Below are 15,822 nucleotides of genomic sequence, written 5' to 3'. Positions count from 1 at the left end.
CGGAATTGACTTGACGCAAACAATCCCCCGAGAGAAATGCCGTCAGACGCGCTACGCTGACAGTTCCCCCGACACGCACTTCAGGAGATTGCCATGCCCGCCATGATGAAAGCCGCTGTCTTTGTCGAGCCCGGCCGCATCGACATCGTCGACAAGCCGATTCCGGACGTGGGGCCCAACGATGCCCTCATCCGCATCACCACCACCACGATCTGCGGCACGGACATCCATATCCTCAAGGGCGAATATCCGGTGGCGCCCGGGCTGACCATCGGCCATGAACCCGTCGGCATCATCGAAAAGCTCGGCAGCGCGGTGACCGGCTACCAGGAAGGGCAGCGCGTCATCGCAGGGGCGATCTGCCCCAACTTCAACTCATATGCGGCCCAGGACGGCGTCGCATCGCAAGACGGCAGCTACCTCGCGGCGATGGGGCTTTGCGGCTGCCACGGCTACCAGGCCACCGCCGGCTGGCGCTTCGGCAACAAGATCGACGGCACCCAGGCCGAATACGTGCTCGTGCCGGACGCGCAGGCCAACCTGGCGCCGGTGCCCGACGGCCTGACGGATGAACAAGTGCTGATGTGCCCGGACATCATGTCCACGGGGTTCAAGGGCGCGGAAAACGCCAATATCCGTATCGGCGACGTAGTCGCAGTCTTCGCCCAGGGCCCGATCGGCCTGTGCGCCACGGCCGGCGCCCGGCTCCTGGGCGCCTCCACCATCATCGCCGTCGACGGCAATGCCCACCGGCTGGACGTCGCGCGGGCGCTGGGCGCCGACGTGACGCTGAACTTCCGCGACTGCGATGTCGTGCAAGAGATCCTGCGCCTTACCGGCGGGCGCGGCGTCGACTCGGCCATCGAGGCCCTGGGGCTGCAAAGCACCTTCGAATCGGCCCTGCGCGTGCTCAAGCCCGGCGGCACCCTGTCCAGCCTGGGGGTCTATTCCGAAGACCTCAAGATTCCCGTCAGCGCGTTCGCGGCGGGCCTGGGCGACCATAAGATCAACACCGCGCTCTGCCCCGGCGGCAAGGAACGCATGCGCCGCCTGATGAATGTGATCCAGTCCGGCCGCGTGGACCTCGGCGTGATGGTCACCCACCACTACAAGCTCGACGACATCGTCGAGGCCTACGACCTGTTCGCGCACCAGCGCGACAACGTGCTCAAGGTGGCCGTCAAGCCCGCCTGACGCGCCAGCGGCGCATCGCGGACTTCTCGATCTCGGCGCCGGCGAACACCAGGAGGCCGGCGCCGAGCACGTCCAGCCACTCGCGCCAGCCCAGCGGCACGGAACCGAACACGGCATGCATGAACGGCGTGTAGGTGTAGGCCAGTTGCAGCACCGCGCAGGCGGCGATGGCGATCCACACGTATCGATTGCCGAACAGGCCTTCGCGGCTGAGCACGGAATCGTAGATATGGCGGCTGTTGAGCAGGTAGAACATTTCCGCCGCGACCACGGCGTTGACCGCCATGGTCCTGGCGCGGTCCACCGACATGCCGTTGGAGAGCTCCCACAGGAACAGCCCCAGCGCGCCGGCCATCATCAAAACCGACACCACCAGCACGCGCTGCACGAAGAGCCGCGATAGCAACGGTTCGCCGGGCGGCCTTGGGCGATGCCGCATGATGTCGGGTTCCGCCGGCTCGAAAGCCAGCGCCAGCCCCAAGGTGCTGGACGTGACCAGGTTGATCCAGAGCACCTGCGCCGGCGTGAGCGGCAAGGTGATCTGGAACAGGATGGCCGCGATCACCAGCAGGCCTTCGCCGCCGTTCGTGGGCAACATGAACAGCACGAACTTCTTCAGGTTGTCGTACACGGCGCGGCCCTCGCGCACCGCCGCCGCGATCGTCGCGAAGTTATCGTCGGCCAAGACCACGTCGGCCGCCTCCTTGGCCGCCTCGGTGCCCTTCAGGCCCATCGCCACGCCGACATCGGCGCGCTTGAGAGCGGGCGCATCGTTCACGCCGTCGCCCGTCATGGACACCACCTGCCCCTGCGCCTGCATCGCCTGGACCAGGCGCAGCTTGTGCTCGGGGCTGGCGCGCGCGTAGATATCCACGCCCATCACCATCTGCCGCAGCGCCGCGTCGTCCATCAGCGCCACCTCCGCGCCCGTGACCGCCGGCCTGCCCACGCCAATATCCAGCTGGGCGCCGATCGCGCGCGCCGTCTCGGCGTGATCGCCGGTGATCATCTTGACCTGGATGCCCGCCCGGTGGCACTCGGCAACGGCCGCGATCGCCTCCGCGCGCGGCGGGTCCATCATGCCCACCAGCGCCAGCAGCATGAAGCCGCCCTCCACATCGCCAAAGCCCAGCGCGCCGCTCGCCGGCCTGGCGCGCTTGCAGGCCAGGCCCAGCACGCGCAGCCCCTTGGCCGCCGTATCGGTGGCCATGCGCCGCCAGTAGTCGACGTCCAGGGCCTGGGGCATGCCGTCGCGGTCGGCCTGCGCGTCGCACATGTCCAGCACCCGCTCGGGAGCCCCCTTCACGAAAATCCATGGCGCGCCCGGCCCGGCCTCGTGATAGGTCGCCATGAAACGATGCTCGGATTCGAACGGAATCGAATCCCGGCGCGGCCATTCCCGCTGGCCCGCCGCCTGCGTCAGGCCCGCCTTGCCGCCCAGGACCAGCAGGGCGCCTTCGGTGGGATCGCCTTCGACACGCCACGCGCCGCCCTCCTCGCGCAGCACGGCGTCGTTGCATAGCACGCCGGCGCGGATCGCCAGCTCCAGCGAAGGATGGCTGGCGGGGTCGGCGGGACGGCCATCGATGCTGCATTGGCCCGAGGGCGCATACCCCACGCCGCTGACATCCACCGCCGCGCTGGCGCACACCACGCGCTGCACCGTCATCTCATTGCGGGTGAGCGTGCCCGTCTTGTCGGAACAGATCACCGTCACCGAGCCCAGGGCTTCCACCGCGGGAAGCCGCCGCACGACCGCCTGGCGCCGCGCCATCCGCTGCACGCCCAGCGCCAGCGTGACGGTCATGATGGCCGGCAGCCCCTCCGGGATCGCCGACGCCGCAAGCGCCACGACCATCATGAACATCTCCGCCGGCGGGTGGGCCAGCCACCACGCGCCCACGGCGAACAGCAGCGCCGAAAGCGCCAGGATCACTACCGCCAGCACCCGGCCGAAGTGATCCACCTGGCGCAACAGCGGCGTGGTCATGCTGTCGATGCCCGAGAGCAGCTGATTGATACGGCCCAGCTCCGTCTGCGCGCCCGTGGCCACCACGACGCCGCGGGCTTGCCCATGCACCACCACGGTGCCCGAATATGCCATGCAATGGCGGTCGCCCAGCGGGGCATCCCCGGCCACGGGTTCGGCCTGCTTTTCCACCGGCAGCGATTCTCCGGTCAGCGCGGCTTCCTCGACACGCAATTCCCGGGTCTCGGCCAGCCGCAGGTCCGCGGGCACGCGGTCCCCGGAAGCCAGCAACACCTGGTCCCCCGGCACCAGGCCGGCCGCGTCGATATCGCTGCGGACGCCGTCGCGCAGCGCCACCGCGTGCGGCGAAAGCATGCCCCGGATCGCATCCATGGCGCTTTCCGCCTTGCCTTCCTGGATGAAGCCGATAATGGCGTTGACGATCACCGCCGCCAGCAGCACGGCCGTATCGATCCAATGGCCCAGCAGCGCCGTGATCACGGCCGAGCCCATCATCACGTAGAGCAGGATATTGTGGAACTGGCGCAGAAAGCGCATCAGCGCGCCCTGGCGCCGCGCCTCTACCAGGCGGTTCGGCCCGTGCCGGGCCAGCCGGTCCCGCGCCTCGTCTTCCGTCAAGCCCGCCGGACGGGACTGTAATGCTTCCTCCACGGCCGCGGCGGGCCGGGCATGCCAGTCTTGAGGTTCGTTTGTCGAGCGATCGGAGGAAGTCATCGGTGGGATATGCCTTCGTAGCGTGCCGGACCACGGATTTGCCTGTCTGGCTACATTCTCTCCTAAATGAACCGACTCGCCGGTCGGTCCGTTTGCCCGCCCGCCATCCCCGGCCGTTAAAACTCCCGCACCTCGTCCAGCCACTGCTGTGCCTGCGCCTCGGTCACGCCAAGCCGGACGACCCGCGCTAGCTGGCTGAACTGCCATACGGCCTCGGCGATGTCTTCGCGCGCCGTGGTTTCAATCCCCTTCATCCCGTTGAAACGACGGGCGAACGCCGTGATAGCCGCCTTGGCGGCCTCGGCGCTGCCCGCGCTTTCGAGCGCGTTCCGGGCGGCGTCATAGGCCGTGTTGGCCGCCTTCGCCATACGGCTGTTCCAGCCGGCAAAGGGCCGCCCGTACTCGCTTTGCCACCACGCCGGCGCGCGCAGCTTGGTGACCGCGGCGTAATCGCTCCAGGCCCGGACCTTTCCCCGCGCCTTCAACTGCGCCTTCAGTTGCTTCCCCGCCGCGTCATCCACGTTGTAGGCGATGAACCGGTCGAGCCTGGGCCAGCTGTCGAGCGCGGGAAGCCCTTGCAGGTCGGCGCAGAACCGGATTTCCAGCCCTTTCAGATTGGCCCCCGCCAGCGCTTCCCAATCGGAAAAGCCGCCCCAAAGCGCGAGATTCTCCAGCGCCGGGAAGCGGTCGATGCCCCGCAGCGAGATCGTTTGCCCCAAGGGGCCGCCGTACAGCCACAGCGACGGCACGTTCTGCAGCGGACCCAGTCCAGGCAGGGCATAGGCGGGCTGGCCCGGCCTGCGCCCAAGCGCGGGATGCAGCGACAGCGCGGCCGGCACCCCGCCCGCAACCGCAATACGCGAGAGATCTCCGACGAGCGAGAGCGTGCTCCCCTCGGGCAGCGTCATTCCAAGATGGCCGGACACGCCGTCCAGCCGAACTTCCAGCGTCCGGATGTTCGCGGCGCCGGCGTCGATGCTGCGCGCATCGGCAAACGCCGGCGCCCAGCAGAACTGTTCGATCCCGCGTTGTTCCGACCAGCCGAGAAAACCGCTGTCATTGCCGTAATAATCGATGTGGCGCGGCCACGCGGGCCCGGCGGGCGTCGCGAACGGATCGAACGCGGACCAGTTGATGGCCTCGTCCGGGGCGACGTGCAGGTCTGCCTTCGTGCCCAGGCTGGCGGGGCCGATGATCACATTGCCGCGCCCTGCTTCCTTGACGAGCACATGGCTGCCCGGCCCGGTCAGGTTCAGCAGGTAACGCCCCGCGTCGCTCACCGAGCCCGCGGGCCGGCCCGACACGTCTATGGATTCGGACACGCTTCTCTCCCATTGAGCCAATCCCCCCATTTACCGCCGATCGCCGCCACGCCGGGCAGCATCGAGAAGTGGAACTGCCGATCGAACTGGCCGTCGGACACCTCGCGCCAGGCGCGACGGACGGCGCTTCCGTGGATGACAGCGCCCGCGCGGTCAATGCAATCAGAAGACCTGCGGCCGGGGCTGCGGCTCTGAATAGCGAAAGGGTCATCTGAATTTGCCTGTTCCGGAACTCCACATTCTCCTCTTGAACCATGGAGCGAGCGAGCAATGATAGCGCTCCATAGAAAGCCCTGGAAAATCGGCCGGATCGCGCATACCGCGCCCGACGCCGGGCGCTCCCCGCAGGCCATCGCCTTGCTCTTGCACGACAGGCATGCGGCCCCGGGCGTCGTACGCCGGGGCACGAGCCTTACGCCCGCCCCTTGCGGCGCAGGCGGCTGGCGATGGCCGCGGCGATCAACCCGCCGATCACCGTGGCGTGCTCCAGCGCCCAGAACATCGCAAGCCTGGCCTGGGGTTCCGGCAACGCCCAGAAGCGATGCACCACCACGATGGTCAGCAGCAGGAACACCGACAGCGCTCCCGCGCCCAGCCATAGCGCGCGATCGAGCAGCAGCAAAACCGAACCGCCGAGCAGCACCAGCGCCGTCGCGATATTGAACAACCAGTCCGGTTCCAGCCCAGCGGCGCGCATCTCGGCAAGCCCGCCCTGGAAATCGATCAGCTTCGCCAAGCCCGAGGAAAGAAATACCACTGCCAGCAGGATACGGGCCAGGATCCACAGCCAGCGGCTGTCCAGCGCCTTGTCAACGAGGTCTTGCATGGGTCTCCAGAGTTTCAAGAAGCGGCCCGCGGCTTCGCCACGCGGCCGGCAGGTTTGCGGGAAGCAGGCAATCCAGAGGATTTGCCCGTATCGGCCTGCCGGACTATAAAAGCTCAAGTTAAGTTGAGGTCAAACACATGAACGCGAAGAGACCGATGGATTTCTCGCGCATGCTCACCGTGGGCGAAGTCGCGCACCGGGCCGGCGTGGCGGTTTCCACCATCCATTTCTACGAATCCAGGGGATTGATCGCCAGCACGCGCAACGCGGGCAACCAGCGCCGCTTCCCCTCCGTGGTGCTGCGCTATATCGCCATCATCAAGGTAGCGCAGCGGACCGGGATTGCGCTGGAAGAAATCAAGGAAGCGCTGGGCCGTTATCCGCCCGGCAGCAAGCTCACCGCCGCGCAGTGGCACGAGCTTTCATCGAACTGGCGGGAACGCCTGAACGAGCGCATCACGAAACTCGAAAGGCTGCGCGACGAACTGGACCGCTGCATCGGTTGCGGCTGCCTGTCGCTGGAAGATTGCCCCTTGCGCAACCCGCTGGACGCATTGGGAGAAAGCGGTTCGGGTCCGCGTATTCTGGAGCGGCCGTGATGCGGGCAAGCCGCGCCCGCATCATCGCGCAATACCGCGGCCAGCCGACTGCGCGGGCGACGCTATGACCGTGACGCGTTTTATCTACTTCCCCGCACCGGCCTTCGGCAAAGCCTTCCACCGCGCCAGAAAGGCGTCGCGATCCGCCGTCGCAACGCCTTCGTCGAACGGCAGCAGCTTGATGCTGGACAGATCCGGCATATCGATGATCTCACTGACCTTGATGTCGCTGCGGCTCGGCCTGCGGAAGGCGTTCTCCAGCAAGGCGACCTGCACGTCGCGCGACATGATCAGATCGTAGGCGCGCTTGGCCGCCGCGGGATTCGGGCCGTTCTTGATGAGGGCGATGTCGTCGGGAATCTCGAAGGTCCCGTCTTCCGCGTACATCAGCCGAATCTCGCGTTGGCCTCCCGCGACGTAGGGATAGGCAATAGATTCGTAGGTGATGCCGACCGCGTATTCGCCCTGCCCCACGCTGCGCACGACGTTCGAGCCGGACGGGGTCACCACGCAATTCGCGGCGATTTTCGCGAGGACTTCAGCCCCGAAGTTCTTATCGATCCACCACAGGATCGTGAACGCAGTAGAACTGTCTTCGGGATTGGAAACGATGATCTTGCCCTTGAAGCGGGATTCCGTCAGGTCGCGCCACGACGTGGGCGCCTGGCCCTGGAACTGCCGGGAATTGAGCATGGCGACGGCCACGTGAATATTCGAGGCGGCCCACAAGCCGCTTTTCTCCACGTACTTCTCGGGAATCGCCGCAAGCTCCCGCGACCGGTACTCCGCAAGATGCGCTTTATAGCGCTCCAATGAGCTGGCGAACGCGGTCCAGAAAATGTCGGCGCGGGGATTGGCGGCTTCCGCCTCGACGCGCTTGAGCAGTTGCCCCGTCCCTCCCGCAACCATGCTCAGCTTGACGTTCGGCAGCTTCTTGCGCGCAACGTCCGTCACGGCTTCCGCGGACTGGGCATTGGCGGACACATACGCCACAACCTGGCCGCCCGCCGTCTCCTGCGCCCGCGCAACGGAAAAGGGCAAGCCCGCGACAAGCCATGGCGCGCCCAGAACCAGGGCTCTGCGTCGCGGAGAAAAAGCCGGGTTCTTCATGTTATGCCTCCTTTGGATGGATAGAAACCGGGGTGAATCGCGGCTGCGCTCAGAACAGCCGGATCTTGAACCCCTTGATGGCGACGACGATGGGCACCAGGATGACCGTGATCAAGATCACGCCATAGGCCGAAGCCTGCGCCATCAACCCGCTGTCGATAAGGCGGAACATCTGAATCGGCACCGTTTCCCTGCCCGGTGAATACACGACGATCGAGGCGCTCAGTTCGGACACGGTTGTGGTCCAGGTCAGCACTGCGGCGGCGGCGATGGCCGGCGCCATCAGAGGCAGCACCACTTTCAAAAATGAGCGCACGGGCGCAACGCCGAGGCTGATCGACGCCTCTTCGATCGAATCGGGGATGTTGAACAGGGTGGACGACGCATTGCGCACGCCGAAAGACAGGCGGCGCACCATGTAGGCGAGCACGATGACCGTGCCCGTCCCGCTCAGCACCAGCCAACCGGTATTGAAGGTCATCAACAGGCCGATGCCGATCACCGTGCCGGACAGCGCCAGCGGAAGCGAACTGACATAGTCCAGCATGGGCGTAAGGCTATTGCGCTTCTTGACGATCAGGTAGCTCACCAGTGTGCTGAAGGCAATCCCCAGCGCCGTGGCCGCGCCCGCATACATGATGGAGTTCAGCACCGGATCCGGCGCGCTGATGAGCGCCCGCTCTATGTTCGCCAGCGTCCACTCCCCCCAACGCATTACCGGCCCCCGCGCCCGGGTGAACGCTCCGGCCACCAGCGTCATCAGGGGCAGCATCGACATAAGCACCACCCCGACGGCAAGCAGCGCCAGGGCATACTCGCGCGCGCCGCGTACCCGCGTCTGCGCCGGACTGCGCCCTTGCACGATCTCGTAGCGGCCACGGGAGATGGCCCAGCGCTGGGCGAAGAGCGCAATCATCACCAGCAGGATGGAAGTCGTCGCCAAAGTGCTCTGCATCACCGGCGGTCCGCCGATTTCGGAGGTCGCGGCCAGGTAAGTCAATACCGATAACAACTCCACGCGATGCCCCAGGAACATGGAGGTCGCGAAATTGCCGACGACAAGCGTGAACACCAGCAAGGCACTTGCCAGCACGGCCGGCATGATCACGGGCACCATGATCTTCAGCCGCGATTTCGCCGGGGTGGTTCCCAGGCTGCGCGCGGCCTCCTCCAGCTGCACGTCGAAACCGCGCATGGCCGCCAGCGTCCCGATGTAGATGTAGGAGTAATAGGTGAAGGTCATCACGACCAGCAGCCCGGGCCAGCCGTAGAACGATGGAATGTCGATCCCGAGGTGATCGTAGAGCGCATGCGTGATCACGCCGTTGTTCCCGAGCAGCATCAGCCAGGTCTGCACCGAAATGACCTCAGGTATCACCAGGGTGATCAAGGGCAGGATGGACACCAGCCACTTGCCCGGGTAATCATGGCGCGCCGTGAAATAGGCCAGGGGAACCCCGATCGCGGCCGCCAGCAAGGTAACGCCCAGGCCGAGGACGACCGTGTTGCCGATGGCCCGCGCATAGCGGGAGTCGGCCAGCAGGATGCTCCAGCCCGATTGACCGTCCGCGGACTTCGCCGTCAGGCTCGACGCAAGAATGTTGGCGACGGGCAGGATCAGGAACACCACAAGCAGGCCCAGGGACATCAGCGACAGCCAGGCCCACGGAGAACGTAGGAAAGCGCGCAGCCGGGTCATGACGCCAGCACCCGGGTCTTGACCGGATCGAACGCCAGGCTGACATCCATGCCGACATCGAATTCCGCGCGCCTGTCTCCGTGCACGTCCACGTTCACGGCGCGGCCGCCGCCGAATTCGACACGGTATGTCGTCTTGACGCCCAGGTACTGCTGACTTCGGATCCGGCCAGGCAGACCGGCCGCTCCGGCCCGGTCCAGCCCGATGTCCTCCGGGCGCGCCACCAGAATGGCCGAGCCCCTGATCGCCGCCGGCGCCTGGGCCTGGATCGCGTGCTGATCCAGCGACACTTCCACGGTCCCCGCCCCCACGCTTGGGCTATGCACGGGGATAAGGTTGGCCGCTCCGATGAAATCCGCGACATAAGCGGTCGCAGGCTCCCGGTAGATGTGCCGGGGCGTTCCGAGCTGCTCGATACGCCCCTTGTTCATGACGGCGATCTGATCGGACAATGCAAGCGCTTCCTCCTGGTCATGGGTCACGAACACGGTGGTAATGCCCGCCTCGCGTTGAAGCTCCGCAATGGTCTCCCGTACCTGCACGCGCAGCTTGGCATCCAGATTGGAGAGAGGTTCGTCCATCAGCAGCACCTGCGGCTGTATCACCATGGCCCGCGCCAAGGCCACCCGCTGGCGCTGCCCACCCGACAGGGCGGCGGGCAGCCTGCCGGCGAATGGCTCCAGCCCGACGCGCTCCAGGGCCTGGGACACTTTTCTTTTGATCGAGGCGCCGTCCATTTTCCGCGCGCGCAGGCCATAGGCCACGTTCTCGAACACCGTGCGGTTCGGAAACAAGGCGTAGTCTTGAAAAACCATGCCTATATTGCGCTCGTGCGCGGCCAGCTTCGTCACATCCTTGCCGCTGAAGCTCATGCTGCCGGAAGCGATGGGAATGAAGCCGGCGATCGTGCGCAGCAAGGTGGTCTTGCCGCAGCCGCTGGGGCCGAGCAGGGTGAAAAAGCTGCCGGGCGCGATGTCCAGCGTCAGCCCGTCGATGACCCGCGTACTGCCGCCGTACGTTACGCATAGATCTGCGATGGAAATGCCCATTGTTGTCTCCTTGCCTTTCCTGGGGCCCTTCAGAGCATGGCCTGCCGCACCAGCGCCAGCGCTTCCGCATGACGGGCCGGATCGCCCGCCGCCAATACCCGGGAACTCGCGTTGTCGAGCCTCAGGGGATGGCCGTTCCAGTCGGTAATGACGCCGCCGGCGCCTTCGATGATGGGCACGAAGGGGGCGTAGTCCCAGAGTTTCAGGCCCGCGTCGATCGCCAGGTCGGTACGGCCGCTGGCCAGCAATCCGTAGGACATGCAGCACCCCCCGTAGATGCGCCAGCGCGTGCGGCTGCGCAGCGCTTCGAAGGCCGGCCGCTCCTGCGGGCCGTATAGATCGGGGTTGCTGGTGCTCAGCATTGCATCGCCCAGGTTCGCGCAGGCCCGGACGGCGCAGGACTGCCCCTTGAAGGTCGTGGACCGCCCTGTGGCGCCCACCCAGCGATCCCGCGTCACGGGAAGGTCCATGACGCCCAGCACGGGAACCCCGCGATGCATCAAGGCGATCAGCGTCCCGAACACGGGCACCCCCGCGATGAACGGCGCGGTGCCGTCGATCGGATCCAGCACCCAGACGAATTCGGCCTCCAGCCTCGCATGCCCCCCTTCCTCGCCGTAGATGCCATGCGTGGGATAGGCCTGCTCGATGATGTTGCGCAGGCGCGCCTCGATCGCCTTGTCCAGGGCGGTGACGAGGCTGCGGTCGGCTTTCACCTCCACGCGTGGCGCCAGCCCGATACTGGGGGCAAAAAGAACGCGCGCTTCGTCCGCAAGACGCTCGGCAAATGCAGCCAGCCCATTGAGCGTCGCGGAATCGATGGTGCTTGTCATGTCTCTCTCCTGTGCTTCTGTTTTTGTATGGGGACCGCGCAAGGCGGCCTGCATCGCCGCCCGCTCACGCGGCAGCCGAATCGAGATAGGCGTCCAGGCGCAGCGCGCGATTCATCTCGTTGAGCACGATGGTGTAGCCCTCGTCGAACCCCATTCCCGGCTTGGCCAGCATCTGGGCGACCCGCGTCGCGATGCCGATGTGGACCGTCGCGCGGGCCGATAGCTCGGTTTCGGCACAAGTGCCGCCCAGCACGGGACCCACGCCATGGCGATGGCAGTCGAGAATGGCGTCGATGGTGTTGTGGATGGAGCCGAGATCCGGCGTCTTCACCTGGATCAGGTCCGCAGACTGATTGACGGCGAACAGGTTGATGTCCTCTGCCGTGTTGGCCCATTCGTCGGCAACGATCTTTACCTGGCTGCGGCGCGCCCGAAGGACCTGGCGCAGGCGCGCCAGGTCCTTGATCTGCGCGTCACGGCTGCCGGCGTCCAGAGGATGCTCGATGGTCAGCGGGAACGGTCCTGCCGCGGCCTCCACCCGCTGAAGAATGTCGGCCGTGCGATCCGGCGAGCCCTGCACCAGCGCTCCGACCATGCCGTAGACATCCAGATGGATACGCGGGCGGTAATCGGGCTGAGTCCTGAGCTGTTTGATGCGGGCCACGATCCAGCGAACATAGCGTTCCAGTTCCGCCCCCTCGGGCCCGACCAATTCCAAAGTGTTGATGAGCCCGTGCGGCAGGATCGGCACGCCTTTCAGGATCATCTTGTCGACGTTGGCATGGCGGTCGTCTCCTGATTGGGCATAGATCGGCACGGCCGCCAGCGGATCGGAAAGCGCCCATTCGTCCTTGATGACCCTGGCCATGACGTGATGGCCCGCCGCATGGGCGGTTGCGTTCAACAGGGCCTGGGAAACGCCATAGGCCGCCGCGCGCCTGGACGCTATCGATTCCGATATCCAGGCTTCGGCCTGCGCCGCGGCATCCCGGAAGCGGCGGATATCCAGGTCCAGCAGACGGGGGCCCAGATCCTGCTCGATCTGCTGCGCCAACTGCCGGGCATGGAAACGCGGTTCGCGCCCGCCCACGCCGGAGTACTGAACGCTTGCGCAGTCGCCCACGGCAACGTAGCCGTCGCTGAGGACCAGCATGACGGACACGGACTCGGACGGCTCGCGCACATGGGCGTAGCCCGGCGTGACGGCCTCGCCCAGATAGGCGGCGCCATCGCGCGCGGCGCCGGCCTTGATGGCGGCCTGGTCATCAAAGAAGAACGAGCCGACGCCGCTGGCGGCAAGAACCTTGACGATCTTGATCGATTTGCTCATTGCTCTCTCTTGAGTATTAGATGGCCGACTGGCTGACGAGCCGCAGCTGCATATAGGCCAGCACGCCTTCGGTGCCGCCTTCGTAGCCGTAGCCGCTGTTGCCCAGGCCGCCCAGGGCCACGTCGGGCAACGAAGGAGCGGTCTGGTTGATGCCGATGTTCGACGCGTTCAGGCGGCGGACCAGTTCGTCCCGCACCCGCAGCGAGTCGGTGAAAACGTAGGCCGCAAATGAATAGGGCGTTGCGTTCGCCAGCTCCACTGCCTCGTCCACCGTGTTGATGGCCTGGACGGTCGCCACCGGGCCGAACGGTTCCTCGAACAGGATTTCCGCATCGCGGGAGACGGACGACAGCACGGTGGGCTCGACGAAGAAACCGGGACGCTCCACCCTCCTGCCCCCGGTTTCAACGACCGCCCCCTTGGCCACGGCATCCCCGACCAGTTGTAGGAACGCCGCCACCCGGCCACCATGGGCGACGGCGCCCAGCGTGACGCCCTCTTCCCGCCCATGTCCGAGCGTATAGGTGTTGGCCTTCGCCACCAGCGCCTTGACCAGCGCATCGTGCACGGAAGAATGCGCCAGATAGCGCGTGGGCGCGACGCACGACTGCCCCGCCGATCCGAACTTCGCCGGCGCGGTCACCTGCACCACTTTTTCGATATCCGCATCGCTCCACACGATCACCGGCGCATGTCCGCCCAGTTCGAAAATGGGGCGAATCAGATTCGGCGCCGCCAACGCCGCGAGCTGCTTTCCCACCTGCGTGGAACCCGTGAAAGACACAGCCTTGACTACAGGCGACGCCAGCAACTGCCGGCTGAGCGCTGCCGGCTCGCCAAAGACAAGGTTGACGACGCCTTCCGGCACGCCGGCGTCGGCCAGCGTCTGGACGATGGCGCGCGCGCTGTATGGCGTGAACTCGGACGCCTTCAGGACCACCGTACAACCCGCCGCCAGCGCGGCGCCGAGCTTGCGACCAACCAGCACGGCCGGAAAATTCCAGGGCGTGATCGTCACGACGACCCCCAGCGGCATAGGCAGCGATAGGCGCGTGCTGCCGGCCACGATGCCCTGGTGTACCTTGCCGCTGACGCGGCCGGCCTCTTCGCCGTTCCAGGCAAGCGTTTCGATGGTGCGCCGCAACTCGCCGAGCGCGTCGGCCCGTGTTTTTCCGGATTCCATGAGCAGGCCGCCGGCAACCTCATCGATGCGCTCGGCCAACAATGCCGACGCCCTTTTCAGAATCGCTCCGCGCGCCATCCCCGTCAGCGCGCTCCACGCGGGGAATGCCCGGCTTGCCGCAAGCAACGCCGCCTGGACCTGATCGGCGTCCGCCAGCGTCACGATGCCGACGGCTTCGCCGGTGGCCGGGTCGATATTGGGTTGGGACCCCGCCTTGCCTTCCTCCCACCGGCCATTGATGAAGAGATGCGCGTCCAGATTGTGTTCGGCCATGGCCGTCTCCTTGATTAATAGCGAGGCCGGATCAGCCGGCGCTGCGTCTGCCGCGAACGAGGTCCGCGCCTTTCTCGGCGATCATGAGCGTCGCGGCGTAGGTATTGCCAGAAGTGATCGCGGGCATGACCGAGGCATCGATTACCCGCAGCCTCTCCACCCCGCGCACGCGCAGCGTATCGTCCACCACCGACATCGGATCGGATTCCGGACCCATGCGGGCCGTCCCCACCAGGTGGTAGCCCGTCGACCCGTTGTGCTTGCAGAAGTCCAGCAGTTGCTCGTCGGTGCTGACCTCGATACCCGGCACGGTTTCCTCAACCAGATACCTGGCCAGCGTCGGCGAGTGCAGCAGCCCCCGGATGATCTTCATCCCCGCGACCATGACCTCCTGGTCCAGGCTGTGCGCCAGATAATTGGGCTGGATGACCGGGTCCTCGAACACATTGGTCGAGCGGGCGCGCACGTAGCCACGGCTCAGCGGCCGATGCTGCCACCATCCGCCGGTCACGCCCGGATAGTCGTCCAGCACATAGTGCTTGCCTTCCTTGTAGCTGCCAGGCACGAAGACGCATTGCAGGTCCGGCCGAGACACATCGGGATTCGACTTGCAGAACAGATGCGCCTGCGAAGGCGTAAGCGTCAGCACGCCGGGCTTCTTCGCCAGCCAGCGCATGATCTGCCACAGCAGCCGCGGACCGCGCGCCATTTCATTCAACGTCGTGACGCCGCGCCTGGCCCGCATCACCAGGCGCGCCGAATAGTGGTCGCTGAGGTTCTCGCCGATGCCCGGCAGCTCGTGGACCACCTTGACGCCCAGCTGGGCGAGGAGGCTTGCGGGACCAAGGCCGGAAACCTGCAGCAGCCGCGCCGTGTTGATCGTGCCCGCCGAAACGATTACTTCGCGGCGGGCCTTGACGACGGTTTCCGGGCCGCCCGGGCGGCGGATGAACGCCACCCCCGCGGCGCGCTTGCCGTCGAACAGAATGCGCTGCGCCCGCACGCAGGACAGCAACTCCACATTGCGGCGCTTGAGGGCCGGCGCCAGGAACGCCGCCGCGGCGCTCACGCGCAGGCCGCGCTCGATCGTGCGCTGGAAATAGCCCACGCCCTCTTGATCGCCGGAGTTGTAGTCGGGATTGCGCTTGTGTCCCGCAGCAACCGCCGCTTCGATAAAGGTTTCGGAAATGGGGTGAAACCAATCCATCGGCGTCACCGGAATTGCCCCCGAACGCCCTCGGATGCTGTCGTTGCCCTGCCCGGTATAGCGTTCCGAGCGCGCGAAGTACGGCAGCACGTCCTGGTAGCCCCACCCTCTGTTGCCAAGCGTTGCCCAATAGTCGAAGTCACCGGGCTGACCGCGGACGATCATCATGCCGTTGATGGAACTGGAGCCGCCAATGACCCGCCCCTGGGTAGTCGAGATTCTTCTCCCCCCGCTTCCCTCGGACGGCTCGGTCTTGAATTGCCAGGTAATCTGATCCTGGTTCAAGGTCTTCACGAAACCCGCCGGGACGCGCACATAGGGACGCAGGTCACTGGGGCCGGCTTCCAGTACGCACACGGTGACGCCGGCGTCCTCGGACAAGCGGTTCGCCAAGATGGATCCTGCCGAACCCGCGCCGACGACCACGTAGTCGTAGGTTTTTGCGCTTTCCGTATTTGTGCTCATCTCGTCTCTTTCGCCCGGTTCTTCGGTG

General features: G+C 66.0%; 12 protein-coding genes. 2 read left to right on the top strand and 10 right to left on the bottom strand.

The genetic code is table 11. From position 1 onward, the window contains the following. The first annotated feature begins 93 nt into the window (after positions 1–93). Positions 94–1,194, top strand: a complete 1,101-nt coding sequence (locus ACN6PJ_RS00275; protein WP_427993887.1) for an NAD(P)-dependent alcohol dehydrogenase — start codon at positions 94–96, stop codon at positions 1,192–1,194. On the opposite strand, the gene ACN6PJ_RS00270 is transcribed toward ACN6PJ_RS00275, so the two are convergent. From ACN6PJ_RS00270 to ACN6PJ_RS00260, 3 genes are all read right to left on the bottom strand, one after another. Next, complete coding sequence (locus tag ACN6PJ_RS00270) at positions 1,181–3,898, bottom strand: cation-transporting P-type ATPase (RefSeq protein WP_427993886.1); 2,718 nt, start codon at positions 3,896–3,898, stop codon at positions 1,181–1,183. The two genes, ACN6PJ_RS00275 and ACN6PJ_RS00270, sit on opposite strands and share 14 nt — an antisense overlap. Before the next feature lie 116 nt (positions 3,899–4,014). Next, positions 4,015–5,220: a hypothetical protein gene (locus ACN6PJ_RS00265; protein ID WP_427993885.1), complete on the bottom strand. Its 1,206-nt coding sequence runs from the start codon at positions 5,218–5,220 to the stop codon at positions 4,015–4,017. 412 nt (positions 5,221–5,632) lie between these two features. After that, complete coding sequence (locus ACN6PJ_RS00260; protein ID WP_427993884.1) at positions 5,633–6,046, bottom strand: DoxX family protein; 414 nt, start codon at positions 6,044–6,046, stop codon at positions 5,633–5,635. Between the two features lie 137 nt (positions 6,047–6,183). Here ACN6PJ_RS00260 and soxR point away from each other — a divergent pair, with 137 nt between their 5' ends. Then, on the top strand, positions 6,184–6,645 hold the full coding sequence (gene soxR / locus ACN6PJ_RS00255) for a redox-sensitive transcriptional activator SoxR (protein ID WP_427993883.1): 462 nt from the start codon (positions 6,184–6,186) through the stop codon (positions 6,643–6,645). A gap of 84 nt (positions 6,646–6,729) precedes the next feature. On the opposite strand, the gene ACN6PJ_RS00250 is transcribed toward soxR, so the two are convergent. From ACN6PJ_RS00250 to ACN6PJ_RS00220, 7 genes are all read right to left on the bottom strand, one after another. Further along, positions 6,730–7,755, bottom strand: a complete 1,026-nt coding sequence (locus tag ACN6PJ_RS00250; RefSeq protein ID WP_427993882.1) for an extracellular solute-binding protein — start codon at positions 7,753–7,755, stop codon at positions 6,730–6,732. Positions 7,756–7,804: 49 nt separating this feature from the next. Further along, on the bottom strand, positions 7,805–9,454 hold the full coding sequence (locus ACN6PJ_RS00245; RefSeq protein ID WP_427993881.1) for an ABC transporter permease: 1,650 nt from the start codon (positions 9,452–9,454) through the stop codon (positions 7,805–7,807). After that, entirely contained in the window at positions 9,451–10,503 is a 1,053-nt protein-coding gene (locus ACN6PJ_RS00240) for an ABC transporter ATP-binding protein (protein ID WP_427993880.1), read from the bottom strand. Before ACN6PJ_RS00240 ends, ACN6PJ_RS00245 begins: the two co-directional genes overlap by 4 nt. A 29-nt stretch (positions 10,504–10,532) precedes the next feature. Beyond that, on the bottom strand, positions 10,533–11,336 hold the full coding sequence (locus tag ACN6PJ_RS00235; RefSeq protein ID WP_427993879.1) for an inositol monophosphatase family protein: 804 nt from the start codon (positions 11,334–11,336) through the stop codon (positions 10,533–10,535). 64 nt (positions 11,337–11,400) lie between these two features. Further along, positions 11,401–12,666 (bottom strand): methylaspartate ammonia-lyase, encoded by a 1,266-nt coding sequence (locus ACN6PJ_RS00230; protein WP_427993878.1) that lies wholly within the window; start codon positions 12,664–12,666, stop codon positions 11,401–11,403. Between the two features lie 16 nt (positions 12,667–12,682). Beyond that, complete coding sequence (locus tag ACN6PJ_RS00225) at positions 12,683–14,122, bottom strand: aldehyde dehydrogenase family protein (protein ID WP_427993877.1); 1,440 nt, start codon at positions 14,120–14,122, stop codon at positions 12,683–12,685. Between the two features lie 31 nt (positions 14,123–14,153). After that, a complete protein-coding gene (locus ACN6PJ_RS00220) occupies positions 14,154–15,794 on the bottom strand; it encodes a GMC family oxidoreductase (protein WP_427993876.1) in 1,641 nt (546 codons plus the stop codon). Positions 15,795–15,822 lie beyond the last annotated feature (28 nt).

The organism is Achromobacter sp., from assembly GCF_050285585.1.
GTDB lineage: Bacteria > Pseudomonadota > Gammaproteobacteria > Burkholderiales > Burkholderiaceae_B > Achromobacter.
The sequence above is the reverse complement of the archived record's forward strand: the minus strand, read 5'-3'. Positions and strand labels throughout refer to the sequence as shown.

Bases quoted from the DNA above. Each gene is read 5' to 3' on its own strand.
- ACN6PJ_RS00260 (WP_427993884.1), bottom strand. From the start codon at position 6,046: ATGCAAGACCTCGTTGACAAGGCGCTGGACAGCCGCTGGCTGTGGATC.
- soxR (WP_427993883.1), top strand. From the start codon at position 6,184: ATGAACGCGAAGAGACCGATGGATTTCTCGCGCATGCTCACCGTGGGC.
- ACN6PJ_RS00270 (WP_427993886.1), bottom strand. From the start codon at position 3,898: ATGACTTCCTCCGATCGCTCGACAAACGAACCTCAAGACTGGCATGCC.
- ACN6PJ_RS00220 (WP_427993876.1), bottom strand. From the start codon at position 15,794: ATGAGCACAAATACGGAAAGCGCAAAAACCTACGACTACGTGGTCGTC.
- ACN6PJ_RS00225 (WP_427993877.1), bottom strand. From the start codon at position 14,122: ATGGCCGAACACAATCTGGACGCGCATCTCTTCATCAATGGCCGGTGG.
- ACN6PJ_RS00235 (WP_427993879.1), bottom strand. From the start codon at position 11,336: ATGACAAGCACCATCGATTCCGCGACGCTCAATGGGCTGGCTGCATTT.
- ACN6PJ_RS00275 (WP_427993887.1), top strand. From the start codon at position 94: ATGCCCGCCATGATGAAAGCCGCTGTCTTTGTCGAGCCCGGCCGCATC.
- ACN6PJ_RS00250 (WP_427993882.1), bottom strand. From the start codon at position 7,755: ATGAAGAACCCGGCTTTTTCTCCGCGACGCAGAGCCCTGGTTCTGGGC.
- ACN6PJ_RS00245 (WP_427993881.1), bottom strand. From the start codon at position 9,454: ATGACCCGGCTGCGCGCTTTCCTACGTTCTCCGTGGGCCTGGCTGTCG.
- ACN6PJ_RS00240 (WP_427993880.1), bottom strand. From the start codon at position 10,503: ATGGGCATTTCCATCGCAGATCTATGCGTAACGTACGGCGGCAGTACG.
- ACN6PJ_RS00230 (WP_427993878.1), bottom strand. From the start codon at position 12,666: ATGAGCAAATCGATCAAGATCGTCAAGGTTCTTGCCGCCAGCGGCGTC.